The 14215-nt window shown below is 70.5% G+C and carries 9 protein-coding genes and 1 pseudogene; 6 read left to right on the top strand and 4 right to left on the bottom strand.

All coding sequences use genetic code 11. The annotated features are described in order from the left end of the window. The first annotated feature begins 53 nt into the window (after positions 1-53). The 4 genes from ACFXAZ_RS01280 (at position 54) to ACFXAZ_RS01265 (ending at position 5654) form a co-directional block, all read left to right on the top strand. Entirely contained in the window at positions 54-632 is a 579-nt protein-coding gene (locus ACFXAZ_RS01280; protein WP_384583195.1) for a TerD family protein, read from the top strand. Between the two features lie 68 nt (positions 633-700). Next, complete coding sequence (locus tag ACFXAZ_RS01275) at positions 701-2686, top strand: TerD family protein (protein ID WP_384583192.1); 1986 nt, start codon at positions 701-703, stop codon at positions 2684-2686. A 312-nt stretch (positions 2687-2998) separates the two neighbouring features. Beyond that, positions 2999-4000, top strand: coding sequence for a TerC/Alx family metal homeostasis membrane protein (locus tag ACFXAZ_RS01270; RefSeq protein WP_384583189.1), 1002 nt, complete (start codon positions 2999-3001; stop codon positions 3998-4000). A gap of 553 nt (positions 4001-4553) precedes the next feature. Further along, positions 4554-5654, top strand: a complete 1101-nt coding sequence (locus ACFXAZ_RS01265; RefSeq protein WP_384583186.1) for a calcium:proton antiporter — start codon at positions 4554-4556, stop codon at positions 5652-5654. A 150-nt stretch (positions 5655-5804) separates the two neighbouring features. Here the strand turns inward: ACFXAZ_RS01265 and ACFXAZ_RS01260 are convergent, their stop codons facing one another. Both ACFXAZ_RS01260 and ACFXAZ_RS01255 read right to left on the bottom strand, forming a co-directional pair. Beyond that, entirely contained in the window at positions 5805-7076 is a 1272-nt protein-coding gene (locus ACFXAZ_RS01260; RefSeq protein WP_384583183.1) for an MFS transporter, read from the bottom strand. Positions 7077-7220: 144 nt separating this feature from the next. Continuing rightward, positions 7221-8279: pseudogene (locus ACFXAZ_RS01255) on the bottom strand (S66 peptidase family protein). Between the two features lie 109 nt (positions 8280-8388). Here ACFXAZ_RS01255 and aroQ point away from each other — a divergent pair. After that, positions 8389-8850: a type II 3-dehydroquinate dehydratase gene (aroQ, locus tag ACFXAZ_RS01250; RefSeq protein WP_384583180.1), complete on the top strand. Its 462-nt coding sequence runs from the start codon at positions 8389-8391 to the stop codon at positions 8848-8850. 489 nt (positions 8851-9339) lie between these two features. Here aroQ and ACFXAZ_RS01245 read toward each other — a convergent pair whose 3' ends face one another. Together ACFXAZ_RS01245 and ACFXAZ_RS01240 are read right to left on the bottom strand one after the other, a co-directional pair. Beyond that, positions 9340-9996, bottom strand: a complete 657-nt coding sequence (locus ACFXAZ_RS01245) for an MBL fold metallo-hydrolase (protein WP_384583177.1) — start codon at positions 9994-9996, stop codon at positions 9340-9342. Positions 9997-10052: 56 nt separating this feature from the next. After that, on the bottom strand, positions 10053-10739 hold the full coding sequence (locus ACFXAZ_RS01240; protein ID WP_384583174.1) for a maleylpyruvate isomerase family mycothiol-dependent enzyme: 687 nt from the start codon (positions 10737-10739) through the stop codon (positions 10053-10055). A gap of 224 nt (positions 10740-10963) precedes the next feature. Here ACFXAZ_RS01240 and uvrA point away from each other — a divergent pair, with 224 nt between their 5' ends. Further along, positions 10964-14002, top strand: coding sequence for an excinuclease ABC subunit UvrA (gene uvrA / locus ACFXAZ_RS01235; RefSeq protein WP_384583171.1), 3039 nt, complete (start codon positions 10964-10966; stop codon positions 14000-14002). The last annotated feature ends 213 nt before the right edge of the window (positions 14003-14215 follow it).

Genomic DNA, 14215 nt, shown 5'->3' with positions numbered 1-14215 from the left:
CCACCGCGATTTCGCGGGAACAGGGGACAGCTTTCAAAGAGGGGAATCAGCGCGTGACCGTCAACATGACCAAGGGTCAGGCCATCAGCCTTCAGAAGAACGACGGCGGCAGCCTGACCGCGGTGCGCATGGGTCTCGGCTGGCAGGCGGCCCCCCGGCGCGGCCTGTTCGGCTCGCGCACCCGGGAGATCGACCTGGACGCCTCCGCGGTGCTGTTCGCGGACAAGCAGCCGGTCGACGTCGTCTTCTTCCGCCACCTGGTGAGCGACGACGGTTCGGTGCGGCACACCGGCGACAACCTCGTCGGCGGCGTCGGCCAGGGCGGCGACGACGAGGCGATCCTCGTCGACCTGTCGCGCGTGCCGGTCCACATCGACCAGATCGTCTTCACCGTGAACTCCTTCACCGGGCAGACGTTCCAGGAGGTGCAGAACGCGTTCTGCCGCATCGTGGACGAGACCAACGGCCAGGAACTGGCCCGCTACACGCTGGCCGGCGGCGGCGCCTACACCGCCCAGATCATGGCCAAGGTCCACCGCACAGGCGCGAACTGGACGATGACCGCCGTCGGCACGCCCGCCAACGGCCGTACCTTCCAGGACCTGATGCCGGCCATCCTGCCGCACCTGTAGGACCACGGGCACACCGCCGTCGGCGGGCGGCACACCACACCGAGCAGCGACACAGGGGGACTGACGCGATGACGGCCGAGCTGGTGCGGGGGCAGAACCACCCGCTCTCCAAGGCCCGTCTGGAGATCCGGGTCTCGGCCGGAAAACCGATCGTGGCCGTGGCCGCGATCGGTGACGCCGACGGCAGGGTCCGCGGAGTGGAGTGGGTGGCCCACCCGGGCGCACCCACTCTGCCCGGCCTGGAGGTCTCCCGGCAGGCGGCGGCGGACCACCGGCTCGCGGTGGACCTGGACGCCCTGCCGGACACCGCGCACCGGCTCAGTGTGCTGCTCGCCCTGCCGGTCGGCGTCGGCGGCCCGCTCTCCTTCGGCGCGGTCGCCGCCCCCTTCGTCGCGGTCACCGGCCTCGACGGCACGGAGGTCGCCAGCTACACCATCACCGGCCTGGACGCCGAGTCCGCCGTCGTCGCCCTGGAGCTGTACCGGCGCCAGGGCGCCTGGAAGGTGCGCGCGGTCGGCCAGGGCTACGCGGGCGGCCTCGCCGAGCTCCTCACCGACCAGGGCCTGCCACAGGCCCGCCTGCTCGCGACCACGATCAACGACGCGGTGGCCTCGGGCGTCGCCCGCTCCGTGGCCGCCCCGCCGCCCCGCACCCAGGACGCCGACCGCACCCGCCAGGCGGCGGCCCCCGCGCCCCGCCCGGACCAGCCCGGCTCGCCCTACGGCACCTCCCCGGGCCCTGCACCGACCCGGCCCGGCTACCCCGCGCCCCCGCCCCCGCCCACGGGCGACCCGTCGGCCCTCACCCAGCCGTCGGCGCCCACCGGCGGCCCGATCGACTACAGCCACCCGCGCCGCCGCACCGCCGCTCCACCGCCGCCCCCGCCCACCGCGCCCTCCGCCCCGCCCGGCGGCGGCCCCGCCCGGCCCGTCGCGGGCGACGCCACCGGCTGGTCCATGGAGGAACGGCTCTACAACCAGGTGTGGGGCATGTTCGAGGACCTGGCCCGCACCACCGCCTCGTACCGCAGCGCCGTCGATTTCGCCGAGTCCCGGATGGAGAAGGAACTCGACCAGGTCCTGTCCGACCCGCGCAGCCGCATAGGGGGCCAGGGCGATGCCGCGCGCGAGGCCGCCCGCGCCAAGCACGACCAACTCGTCGACCAGGCCCGGCAGTCCCTGGACCGGGACGTCGCCCAGCTCGCGGCCGAGTCCGAGGTCGTCGAGCCCGCCCTGCCCGCCGCCTACGCCCGCTGGGACAACCCCGTCTGGCACGCCTACCGTGTCCCGATGGAGATGCCCATGGCGATGCGGCTGGGGGATCTCCATCTGCCCGAGAGCGCCCAGCTGCGCATCCCGCTGCTCGCCCGGCTGCCGCTGGAGCGCGGGATCTGGGTGGACGCCGGCCGGGCCGGATCGCTCGACGGCTCGTTCACCGACGCCCACGATCTGCGCCGGCTGGCGATGGAGACCGCCGTGTCGCACACGGCCCGGCTGCTCGCGGCGCATCCGCCGGGCGAGTTCACCGTGCAGGTGATCGACCCGGCCGGCTCCGGCGCCCAGGCACTCGACCCGCTGGTGCGCACCGGTGTGCTCGCCGCCCCGCCGGCGCACGGCGCGGCCGGTGTCACCGAGACCCTCGCCCGGCTCACCCAGCGGGTCGACCTGGTGCAGATGGCGATCCGCGGCGGCGCGTCCGACGCGCTCCCGCCCGGCTTCGACACCGCCCAGCAGCTGCTGGTGGTCCATGACTTCCCGCACGGCTTCGACGACCGGGCGGTGACCCAGCTGCGCTATCTCGCGGACGAGGGCCCGGCCGTGGGCGTCCATCTGATGATGGTCGCCGACCGCGAGGACGCCGCGGGCTACGGACCGCTCCTGGACCCGCTGTGGCGTTCGCTTCTGCGACTGACCCCGGTGCCCGACGACCATCTGGCCGACCCTTGGGTGGGGCATGCGTGGACGTACGAGCCGCCGCTGACGCCGACCGGCAGCCAGGTGCTCCAGCAGGTCCTCGCTCAGGTCGCCGATGCCCGTCGCGCCTGGCGCCGCTGACCTTCCTACCCGCCGTCCGAGACCCGCTCTCTTCTTTGTTCAAGGCGTGGTAAAAGTCGCCTGACCAGGCAATTTTATACTCTCTTTACCCAACCCTTTACCTTCCCTTGGGTATTGGGGTATGGTTATCGGCACGGAGGGGAGTACTCCCTGCCAACTGCGACGTACCCGTCAATACGGATCAGGCCAGATCCCGGGGCGTCGGCCCGCGGCTTCCGTGCGCGACACGCGCAGGGAAGGACCGGGTGGAAGAGACCTCCGGCAGCGACGACGCTGACTGACTGTTTGCCGTTACGTACTGCCGGAGGCGCAGTGGAAGTTTCCGTGACCCTTTGGGTCCTGACCGTCGTGGGCCTTGCGGCCCTCATTTCCGTGGACTTCTTCATCGGGCGCAAGCCCCATGACGTGTCCATCAAAGAAGCCGGAATCTGGACGATCGTCTGGATCGTGCTCGCCGGCCTGTTCGGTATCGGCCTGCTCATCTTCGGCGGCGGCGAGCCCGGCGGCGAGTTCTTCGCCGGCTATATCACCGAGAAATCACTGAGCGTCGACAACCTGTTCGTCTTCGTGCTGATCATGGCGAAGTTCGCGGTGCCGTCCCAGTACCAGCAGCGGGTTCTGCTGATCGGTGTGCTCATCGCCCTGGTGCTGCGCACGGTGTTCATCGTCGCCGGTGCCGCGATCATCGCCAGCTTCTCGTGGGTGTTCTACATCTTCGGCGCCTTCCTGATCTGGACCGCCTGGAAGCTCATCCAGGAGGCCCGCGCGGATGAGGAGGACGAGGACTTCGAGGAGAACAAGCTCCTGAAGGCCGCCGAGCGCAGGTTCGGCGTCGCCGACCGGTACCACGGCACCAAGCTGTGGATCCAGGAGAACGGCAAGCGCGTCATGACGCCGATGCTGGTCGTCATGCTGGCCATCGGCAGCACCGACGTGCTGTTCGCCCTCGACTCCATCCCGGCGATCTTCGGTCTGACCCAGGACCCGTACATCGTCTTCACCGCCAACGCCTTCGCCCTCATGGGTCTGCGGCAGCTGTACTTCCTCATCGGCGGACTGCTGAAGAAGCTGGTCCACCTCAGCTACGGCCTGTCGATCATCCTGGGCTTCATCGGCGTCAAGCTGGTGCTGCACGCACTGCACGAGTCGGGGGTCCATGTCCCCGAGATCAGCATCCCGGTCTCCCTCGGCGTGATCTGCTCCGTGCTGATCGTCACCACGATCACCAGCCTCATCGCCTCCAAGAAGAAGGCGGCGGCCGAGGCGGAGCAGGGCGGCGGCCCGGACGCCCCGAAGAACAGCATCGACGCCTGAGCACGGCGTAGCCCGAGGACGCCTCGGCCGTCGCAAGGACGGCTGAGGGCGTCGTACACAAAGAGAACGCATCACCACCGGGACGGCGATCGGCGACCAGCCGACCGCCGCCCCGGCACGTGAACCGATGGATCCGCGTCGGTGCGAGCGGGTCCCCCGGATCCGTCAATCCCGCCGGATCCGTCAATCCCGCCGGATCCGTCAATCCCGCCGGATCCGTCAAAACGTCAGATCCGTCAGATCCGCTAGTTCCGCTAGATCCGCATCAGTTCGAGCGCAGGAGGAGATGAAGGGGCCGGCCCCGCAAGGCCGGTTGGGGTCCGGGGTGGCAGCCACCCGCCGGGCCCGGTGACGGCCGAACCCTCGCACCACCGGCCCGATCGCTTCCTCTCGCCGTTCGAGACGCAGGGGAGGCTATGTGCAGCAGCGACCGCAGGACAGACCGGACACCCGGGCGGCCGACCGGAAGGCCCGTCGCACGACCGACGAAACGCCGCACGGGGGCGACGCGCACCGGAGTGCGAAGCCCGAGGCCCTCTGGGACGATCGCAGCATGATCGCTCGGCTCGGGTCGCTGATGAGGCAGTGGACGTTCGTGGTGCCTCTGCTCGCGATCATCCTGCTGATCTTCACCTGGGGACGCGATCTGCCCGGCGGGGTCGTCGCGGTGGTCACCGTCGTGCTCGCCGGATCCGTACTGGCCGCCGTGCACCACGCCGAGGTGGTCGCCCACCGGGTCGGCGAGCCCTTCGGCTCCCTCGTGCTGGCCGTGGCCGTCACGATCATCGAGGTCGCCCTGATCGTCACACTGATGATCGACGGCGGTGACAAGAGCTCCAGCCTGGCCCGTGACACCGTCTTCGCCGCCGTGATGATCACCTGCAACGGCATAGTGGGTCTGTGTCTGCTGGTGGGCTCGCTGCGGCACGGCACGGCCGTCTTCAACCCCGAGGGCACCGGCGCCGCCCTCGCGACCGTCGCCACCCTGGCCACCCTCAGCCTGGTGCTGCCGACGTTCACCACCAGCAAGCCGGGACCGGAGTTCTCCGGGGTCCAACTGGCCTTCGCGGCGGTTTCGTCCCTGGTCCTGTACGGACTGTTCGTGGCGACCCAGACCGTACGACATCGCGACTACTTCCTGCCGATCACCCATGCCGGTGAAGTGATCACCGCCGACGACCACGCCGACGCGCCGTCCTCCCGCACCGCGTTCCTCAGCCTCGGTCTGCTGGGCCTGGCACTGGTCGGGGTGGTCGGCCTCGCCAAGGGCGTGTCGCCGACCATCGAATCGGGCGTGGAGGGCGCCGGGCTGCCGCAGGCCGTCGTCGGTGTGATCATCGCGCTGCTGGTGCTGCTCCCCGAGACCATCGCCGCGCTGCGCGCCGCCCGCCGCGACCGGGTGCAGACCAGTCTCAATCTCGCCCTCGGCTCCGCCATGGCCAGCATCGGCCTGACCATCCCCGCCGTCGCCCTCGCCTCGATCTGGCTCTCCGGCCCGCTCGTCCTCGGCCTCAGCTCGACCCATATGGTGCTGCTCGCCCTGACAGTCGTGGTCAGCTCGCTGACCGTGGTGCCAGGCCGAGCCACACCCCTCCAGGGCGGCGTACACCTGGTGCTGTTCGCGGCGTATCTGGTGCTGGCGATGAATCCGTAGGGGCGTAGACGGTCGCAAGCGGTCGTACGTGATCCCGCGTGGTCGTACGTGAGCCAGTGCGCCGTACGTGATCCAGTGCGGCCGTACGGCGAAGGGGGTGCCGGTGTTTCCGGCACCCCCTTCGTATGTCCTCCGGCCCGGGCCCTCACCTCACCCAGACACCGGCTGCGCGGCCGGTACCGGCGCCGGGCGGGTGTCCGGCAGCAGGGCGAAGCACGCGAGGCTGAGGAGGGCGATGCCGGTCAGATACGCGCCCACGCCCCACGGCACCCGGCCGCCCTGCTCGGCGAGGGCGGTCGCCACGATCGGGGTGAGCGCGCCGCCGACCACGCCACCGAGGTTGTAGCCCACGGCGGCGCCCGTGCAGCGCACCCGAGGCTCGTACAGCTCCGGCAGATACGCGGCGATCACCGCGAACATCGTGATGAACGCGAGCATCGCGCCCAGGAACCCGAGGAACATCAGCAGCGGGGCACCGGTCGCCAGCAGCGCGACCATGGGGAACATCCACAACGCCGCCGCCGTGCACCCGATCAGACACAGCGGCCGTCGCCCGTAGCGGTCGCCGAGCAGGGCCGCCACCGGCGTCAGCGAGCCCTTGACCACGACCGCGGCCATGATGCAGGTCAGCATGACGGTACGGCTCACACCCAGCCGTTCCGTCGCGTAGGCGAGGGACCAGGTGGTCACCGCGTAGAAGATCGCGTACCCGATGGCGAGCGCCCCGGCGGTGAGCAGGACGAGCCGCCAGTGGTCGCGCACCACCTCGGCGAGCGGCATGCGCGCGTGCTCGTCGAGTTCGAGGAACTGTGGGCTCTCTGTGAGCGACGAGCGCAGCCACAGCCCCGCGAGCGCCAGCACCCCGGCCGCCCAGAACGGGATCCGCCACCCCCAGGCCGCGAACTGCGCGTCCGACAGCGTCGCCGACAGCAGGAGCATCACCCCGTTGGCCAGCAGAAAGCCCAGCGGCGGTCCCATCTGCGGAAAGCTCGACCACAGCCCGCGGCGGTCCGCGGGCGCGTGCTCGGCGGTCAGCAGCACGGCACCGCCCCACTCGCCGCCGAGCCCGAGCCCCTGGACGAACCGCAGCCCCACCAGCAGCAGGGGCGCGGCCATCCCGATGCTGCCGTACGTGGGCAGGCAGCCGACGGCGACGGTCGAGGCGCCGGTCAGCAGCAGCGACATCACCAGGACCGGCCGCCGTCCGCGCCGGTCCCCGATGTGCCCGAACAGCACCGATCCCAGTGGCCGGGCGACAAAACCCACGGCGAACGTCGCGAAGGCGGCCAGCGTCCCCGCGAGCGGCGAGAACGTGGGGAAGAACAGCGGCCCGAGGACCAGCGCCGCCGCGGTCCCGTAGACGAAGAAGTCGTAGAACTCGATGGCCGTCCCGGCGAGCGAGGCCATCGCGAGCCGCAGCATGCTGGGTTTCTTTACGGTGTGTACATCGTGCATGCCGCGTCAACTACCCACGGTGATCACGGGTTACGGGGGCGCGCGGAGGTGCGTACAGCGCGGAGCACGGCCGGTGACGCGCTCGGCACCCGCCCCGCCGACGACGCGCGCTCAGTACGTGACGACGACGCGCCGGGCGGGGCCGTCGACGCGGACCGTCCCGCCGTACGGGATGACGAACTGCGGGTCGGTGTGGCCGAGATCGACGTCGAAGACGATCGTGGCGGTGGGGGCGTACCGGCGCATCGCGCGCAGGACCGCCTCGCGCTACCGGGCGGCGTACCGCGCGCCCTCCTCGGGGCCGAGGGATCGCTCGAAGGACCAGGTCTTGGGGCGGCCCATGAGGAGGGCGGAGAAACGGTGCAGCAGGCCGCGCTCGCCCATGTTGCGCAGGACGCGGAAGACTTCCTCGGCGCTCGGCATCTCTTCCGAGGTCTCCAGGAACAGCACCCCGCCGTCGTACCGGGAGAGGTCGCGGGCGATCTCGCGGTCCGCCATCAGCAGCCGGCCGACGATCTCCAGACAGCCGCCCCAACTGCGGCCCTCCGCCACCCGATCGGCGTTCACCCAGGTCCAGCCGGTGCCGGGCCGGGTCTCCGGCTCGGACGCGAAGGTCGCCGCATCCGCCCAGTCACGGTTGACGTCCCCCCACCGCTCGGCCGGGCGCACCTCGTACTCGCCCGCGGTGAACAGAGCGGCCCGCAGGGACTCGGCGGACTGCGGGTGCAGGGCGCCGGGGCGGCCCAGCACGGTCATCAGCGTGCCGCCGTGATAGCCGACGATCCCGCTCGTATGCAGGAAGGCGAGCAGATTGGTGTTGTCGCTCATACCGAAGAACGGCTTGGGGTTCGCCCTGATCAACTCCCGGTCGAGCAGCGGCAGTACGGTGATCTGGTCGTCCCCGCCGATCGACGTGATGACCGCCTTGATGTCCGGGTCCGCGAAGGCGGCGTGGATGTCCGCGGCGCGCTCCCCGGGGGTCGAGCCCATGCGCCGGGTCGCCGGGTACTCGACCGGTTCGAGGCCGAAGTCCTCCCGCAGGCGCTTCAGGCCCAGCTCGAAGGGGAGCGGAAAGAGGGCGGGCAGACCGGCGGACGGGGAGATGACGGCGACGCGGTCACCCGGAACCGGCTTGGCGGGAGTGATCAGCGGTGTGGCGGGTGTGATCATCCCGCGAGCGTACGAGGGCCGTCCGGCCGGCGCACCGTGATAAACCGGTCCCGACGGCGGTCCCGGTGACCGCATCCCCGCGACATCCCGCGAACGGACCGGAGGAACCGTGCCCCGCAGCCTGGCCAACGCCCCGATCATGATCCTCAACGGCCCCAATCTGAACCTGCTCGGTCAGCGCCAGCCGGAGATCTACGGCTCGGACACGCTGGCCGATGTCGAGGCCCGGTGCGTCAAGGCCGCGGCGGCGCTCGGCGGCACGGTGGACTTCCGCCAGTCCAATCACGAGGGCCAACTCGTCGACTGGATCCAGGAAGCGCGATTGAACCACTGCGGGATCGTGATCAACCCCGCCGCCTACTCGCACACCTCCGTCGCGATCCTGGACGCGCTCAACGCCTGCGACGGCCTGCCGGTGGTGGAGGTGCACATCTCCAACATCCATCAGCGGGAGGCGTTCCGGCACCACTCCTACGTCTCGCAGCGGGCGGACGGGGTGATCGCGGGGTGCGGGGTACAGGGGTATGTGTTCGGCGTGGAGCGGGTCGCGGCGCTGGTAGGCGCCGCATAGGCGCGTCGCTCCGCCCTGTACCTCGGCGTGTCGCCGGGTGCTTCCGTAGTTCCCCGGCGTGTCGCGGCAGGCCGGGGCCGCCGGTCGGGGGCGGGGATTCGATGGACCGGCGGCCCGTACCGCGCCGGAGCCGTCATCCAGCGCGGGGCTGCTTTCCAGTTGACCCCGCAAGGATGTGCACCGGGAGCGTACGTTCGACTTCGGTGCGTGCGCGGAATTCACACGGGGCGTGTGATGACGCTTGCGCGCCCGGGTGAGCCTTGCGCGCGGCTGACTTGGGCGCACGCGCGCGTGGGGAGCCGTACGTGGCCCAAGCAGGCGTATGCGGCCCAGGGGGGGGCGTATGCCGTGCGCGGCGGGGCGTCCGCGCGCGTGGTCGGTGTTCGGCTGCGCGTGGACGGGGTGCCGTGTGCCCGGTGAGGGTACGGGCTGCCCGGCGGTTGTACGCGGCCCTGCGGGGGCGGGGATTCCCCCGCCCCTGGGGGAGAATCACCACCCGCGCGCGTGCCACTCCGGCAGGTGGGGACGTTCGGCGCCGAGCGTGGTGTCGTTGCCGTGGCCGGGGTAGACCCAGGTCTCGTCCGGGAGCACGTCGAAGATCTTCGTCTCCACGTCGTGGAGCAGACTGGCGAACGCCTCGGGATTCTTCCGGGTGTTGCCCACGCCGCCCGGGAAGAGGCAGTCGCCGGTGAACACATGGGGATGCCCGTGCGGGTCGTCGTAGACGAGGGCGATCGAGCCGGGAGTGTGGCCGACCAGATGGCGCGCGGTCAGAGTCACGCGGCCGACGGTGATCGTGTCGCCGTCGTCGACCAGGACGTCCGTGGGCACCGGGATGCCCTCGGCGTCGTCGCGGCCCGCGTACGTCCTGGCGCCCGTGGCGGCCACGATCTCGGCGAGCCCCTGCCAGTGGTCGCCGTGCTGGTGGGTGGTGACGACGGACGCGATGCCGTCGTCACCGATCGTGCCGAGCAGGGTGCCGGCGTCGTTCGCCGCGTCGATCAGCAGTTGCGCGTCCGTGGCACGGCAGCGCAGCAGATAGGCGTTGTTGTCCATCGGACCGACCGCGATCTTGGTGATCATCAGGTCCTTCAGCTCGTGCACGTCCGCCGGGCCACCGACCGTCACCTGTCCGCTGTACGTCATGGCGGCCAGTCTAGGGCGCTGGGCGTCCGCATCGGAGGGGGCGTCGGGCACGGGCCCTAGAGCGGCGGCAGGGTCGGCAGAGGGCCGCCCGTCACCGTCAGGGCGGCGCCCTCGCGGCGGCCCGCGAGCCAGCCGACCAGGTCGGCCGGGGTGCCGGTGACGGTGATCCCGGGCCCGTCGGCGACCCGGCCCGTGCTCCACGCGCGCGTGCCGTCGGTCAGCCGGGTCGGGGGCACATCCGGATGGCCCGAGAAACGGTCGGCCAGGAAGTCGATCTCGCGCTCGGTGAACTCCTCCGGCATGTCCTCCAGCTCGTAGCCGATGCCGAGGTCCACGTGGTGCAGCTCCATCTCGGCCCAGCGCCGGAACGGCACCCGGGACGCGGAGTCGGTGACCCCGTTGCGCAGCTCGACCGTGCGGGACCAGTCCGCGGTGGCCGCCGCGGCGGCCTCGAAGCGGGCCGCGGTGTCGCGGACGTCGGCGAGCTGGACGTCGAGCGGGCGGGGTGCGTCCCGCGCGATGTCGGTGTCCCGGGCCTCGCCCGAGACGTACATGGGGCGCTCCTCCCAGACATTCGTGAGGGCGTCCGCGTTGCGGGCGAGATGGGCGAGGACGTGGCCGCGGGTCCAGCCGGGCAGCCGTGACGCTTCGCCGACGGCGGCGTTGTCCAGCTTGGCGATGGCGGTCAGCAGCCGCTCCGTCGCGTCCCGTACAGAGGCCAGGTCACGCACGTGATCAGTCATGGGGCCGACCCTAGCCCCGCCACTCCTTCGGGTGAAGGCGGCTGTCCGAGGCCATAAATCGAATGCACGTGCTATATGGTCGTCGGTGGCGTCGGGCATGCTGGAGAGTCGGGGATTGTTATGCGACTCGGGGATCCGACCGGCGTTGTCAGTGGCTCCCCCTAGGCTGAGAAAGCACGGGGGCCCCGCCCCTGTCACTTCTCTCAAGAAAGGTGCGGACCGGCGTGGCCGACCGTCTCATCGTCCGTGGCGCGCGCGAGCACAACCTGAAGAACGTCTCGCTCGATCTGCCTCGTGACTCGCTCATCGTCTTCACGGGCCTGTCCGGGTCGGGCAAGTCCTCCCTGGCCTTCGACACCATCTTCGCCGAGGGCCAGCGCCGCTACGTGGAGTCGCTCTCCTCGTACGCCCGCCAGTTCCTCGGCCAGATGGACAAGCCGGACGTCGACTTCATCGAGGGTCTGTCCCCGGCGGTCTCCATCGACCAGAAGTCGACCTCGCGCAACCCGCGCTCGACGGTCGGCACCATCACCGAGGTCTACGACTATCTGCGGCTGCTCTTCGCGCGCATCGGCAAGCCGCACTGCCCCGAGTGCGGCCGTCCGATCTCGCGCCAGTCGCCGCAGGCCATCGTGGACAGGGTGCTGGAGCTGCCCGAGGGCAGCCGGTTCCAGGTGCTGTCGCCGCTGGTGCGCGAGCGCAAGGGCGAGTTCGTCGACCTCTTCGCCGACCTCCAGACCAAGGGCTACTCCCGCGCGCGGGTGGACGGCGAGACCATCCAGCTCTCCGAGCCGCCGACGCTGAAGAAGCAGGAGAAGCACACCATCGAGGTGGTCGTCGACCGCCTCACGGTCAAGGACTCCGCCAAGCGCCGGCTCACCGACTCCGTGGAGACCGCCCTCGGGCTGTCCGGCGGCATGATCGTGCTCGACTTCGTGGATCTCCCCGAGGACGACCCCGAGCGCGAGCGGATGTTCTCCGAGCACCTGTACTGCCCGTACGACGACCTGTCCTTCGAGGAGCTGGAGCCCCGCTCCTTCTCCTTCAACTCGCCCTTCGGCGCCTGCCCGGACTGCACCGGTATCGGCACGCGCATGGAGGTCGACCCCGAGCTGATCGTCCCCGACGAGGACAAGAGCCTGGACGAGGGCGCGATCCACCCGTGGTCGCACGGACACACCAAGGACTACTTCGGCCGGCTGATCGGCGCCCTCGCGGACGCGCTGGGATTCCGTACGGACATCCCCTTCGCGGGACTGCCCCAGCGCGCCAGGAAGGCCCTGCTGTACGGCCACAAGACCCAGATCGAGGTCCGCTACCGCAACCGGTACGGCCGCGAGCGCGTGTACACCACGCCCTTCGAGGGCGCCGTGCCCTTCGTCAAGAGGCGGCACAGCGAGGCCGAGTCCGACGCCAGCCGGGAGCGCTTCGAGGGCTATATGCGCGAGGTGCCCTGCCCCACCTGCCAGGGCACCCGCCTGAAGCCGATCGTCCTCGCCGTCACGGTCATGGGGAAGTCCATCGCCGAGGTCTCCGCGATGTCGATCAGCGACTGCGCGGAGTTCCTGGGCGAGCTGAAGCTCAACGCCCGGGACAAGAAGATCGCCGAGCGAGTGCTGAAGGAGGTCAACGAACGGCTGCGGTTCCTGGTCGACGTCGGCCTCGACTATCTGTCGCTCAACCGCGCGGCGGGCACCCTCTCCGGCGGCGAGGCCCAGCGCATCCGGCTGGCCACCCAGATCGGCTCCGGGCTGGTCGGCGTGCTCTACGTCCTGGACGAGCCGTCCATCGGCCTGCACCAGCGCGACAACCACCGGCTGATCGAGACGCTGGTCCGGCTGCGTGACATGGGCAACACGCTGATCGTCGTCGAGCACGACGAGGACACCATCAAGGTCGCCGACTGGATCGTCGACATCGGCCCCGGCGCGGGCGAGCACGGCGGCAAGGTCGTGCACAGCGGCTCGCTGAAGGGGCTGCTCGCCAACGAGGAGTCGCAGACCGGGCAGTACCTGGCGGGCAAGAAGGCCATCCCGCTGCCCGACATCCGCCGCCCGCACGACCCGTCCCGGCAGCTCACGGTGTTCGGCGCCCGGGAGAACAACCTCCAGGACATCGACGTGTCCTTCCCGCTGGGTGTCTTCACGGCGGTCACGGGCGTGTCCGGCTCCGGCAAGTCGACGCTGGTCAACGACATCCTCTACACGCACCTGGCCCGCGAGCTGAACGGCGCGCGGAGCGTCCCCGGGCGGCACACGCGCGTGGAGGGCGACGACCTCGTGGACAAGGTCGTGCATGTCGACCAGTCGCCCATCGGCCGCACCCCGCGTTCGAACCCGGCGACGTACACCGGTGTCTTCGACCATGTCCGCAAGCTGTTCGCGGAGACCACCGAGGCGAAGGTGCGCGGCTACCTGCCGGGCCGTTTCTCCTTCAACGTCAAGGGCGGTCGCTGCGAGAACTGCGCGGGCGACGGCACCATCAAGATCGAGATGAACTTCCTGCCGGACGTCTACGTCCCGTGCGAGGTCTGCCACGGTGCCCGGTACAACCGGGAGACGCTGGACGTCCACTACAAGGGCAAGTCCATCGCCGAGGTCCTGAACATGCCGATCGAGGAGGCCCTGGACTTCTTCGAGGCCGTCCCCGCGATCTCCCGCCACCTCAGGACGCTGCATGAGGTCGGGCTCGGCTATGTCCGCCTCGGCCAGTCGGCGACCACCCTGTCCGGTGGTGAGGCACAGCGGGTGAAGCTCGCCAGCGAGTTGCAGAAGCGCTCCACCGGCCGCACGGTCTATGTCCTGGACGAACCGACCACCGGTCTGCACTTCGAGGACATCAGCAAGCTGCTGAAGGTGCTCTCCGGCCTGGTCGACAAGGGCAACACGGTCATCGTCATCGAGCACAACCTCGATGTGATCAAGACCGCCGACTGGGTCGTCGACATGGGCCCCGAGGGCGGCGCCGGCGGCGGTGTCGTGGTCGCCGAGGGCACGCCCGAGCTGGTGGCCGGGGTCTCGACCAGCCACACCGGCAAGTTCCTGCGGGAGGTCCTCGGCGCGGACCGGATCAGCGACGCTTCCCCGGTGAAGGCCCCGCGCCGGGCGGCGGTCAAGAAGACCGTCGCGGCCAAGGCCCCGGCGAAGAAGACCGCCACGGCCAAGGCGGCCGGGACCGCCAACAACACGGCGTCGAAGAAGGCGGCGGACGTCACCAAGAAGACGGCGCCCGCGAAGAAGACGACACGGGCGCGGAAGGCGTGAGCGGGTCGAGGGTGGGGTGACGTGGGCCGACCGGCCGGACGGGGGGATCTCCTCCGTGCCGTGTCGGCTCCTCGGTGCGGTGCGGTGCGGCTCGGTTTGGTTTGGTGCAGTGCGATGCGGAGTCGTGTTGGCGGGTTGTGCGGCGTCGGTGAGGGCTCCCGGGCACGGTGCCAGGCGGGGTGCCGAAGAGGGTTGTCACTCGATCCGGTGATA

The sequence above is a fragment of the Streptomyces sp. NPDC059477 genome, assembly GCF_042749375.1.
Taxonomy (GTDB): domain Bacteria; phylum Actinomycetota; class Actinomycetes; order Streptomycetales; family Streptomycetaceae; genus Streptomyces.
The sequence above is the reverse complement of the archived record's forward strand: the minus strand, read 5'-3'. Positions and strand labels throughout refer to the sequence as shown.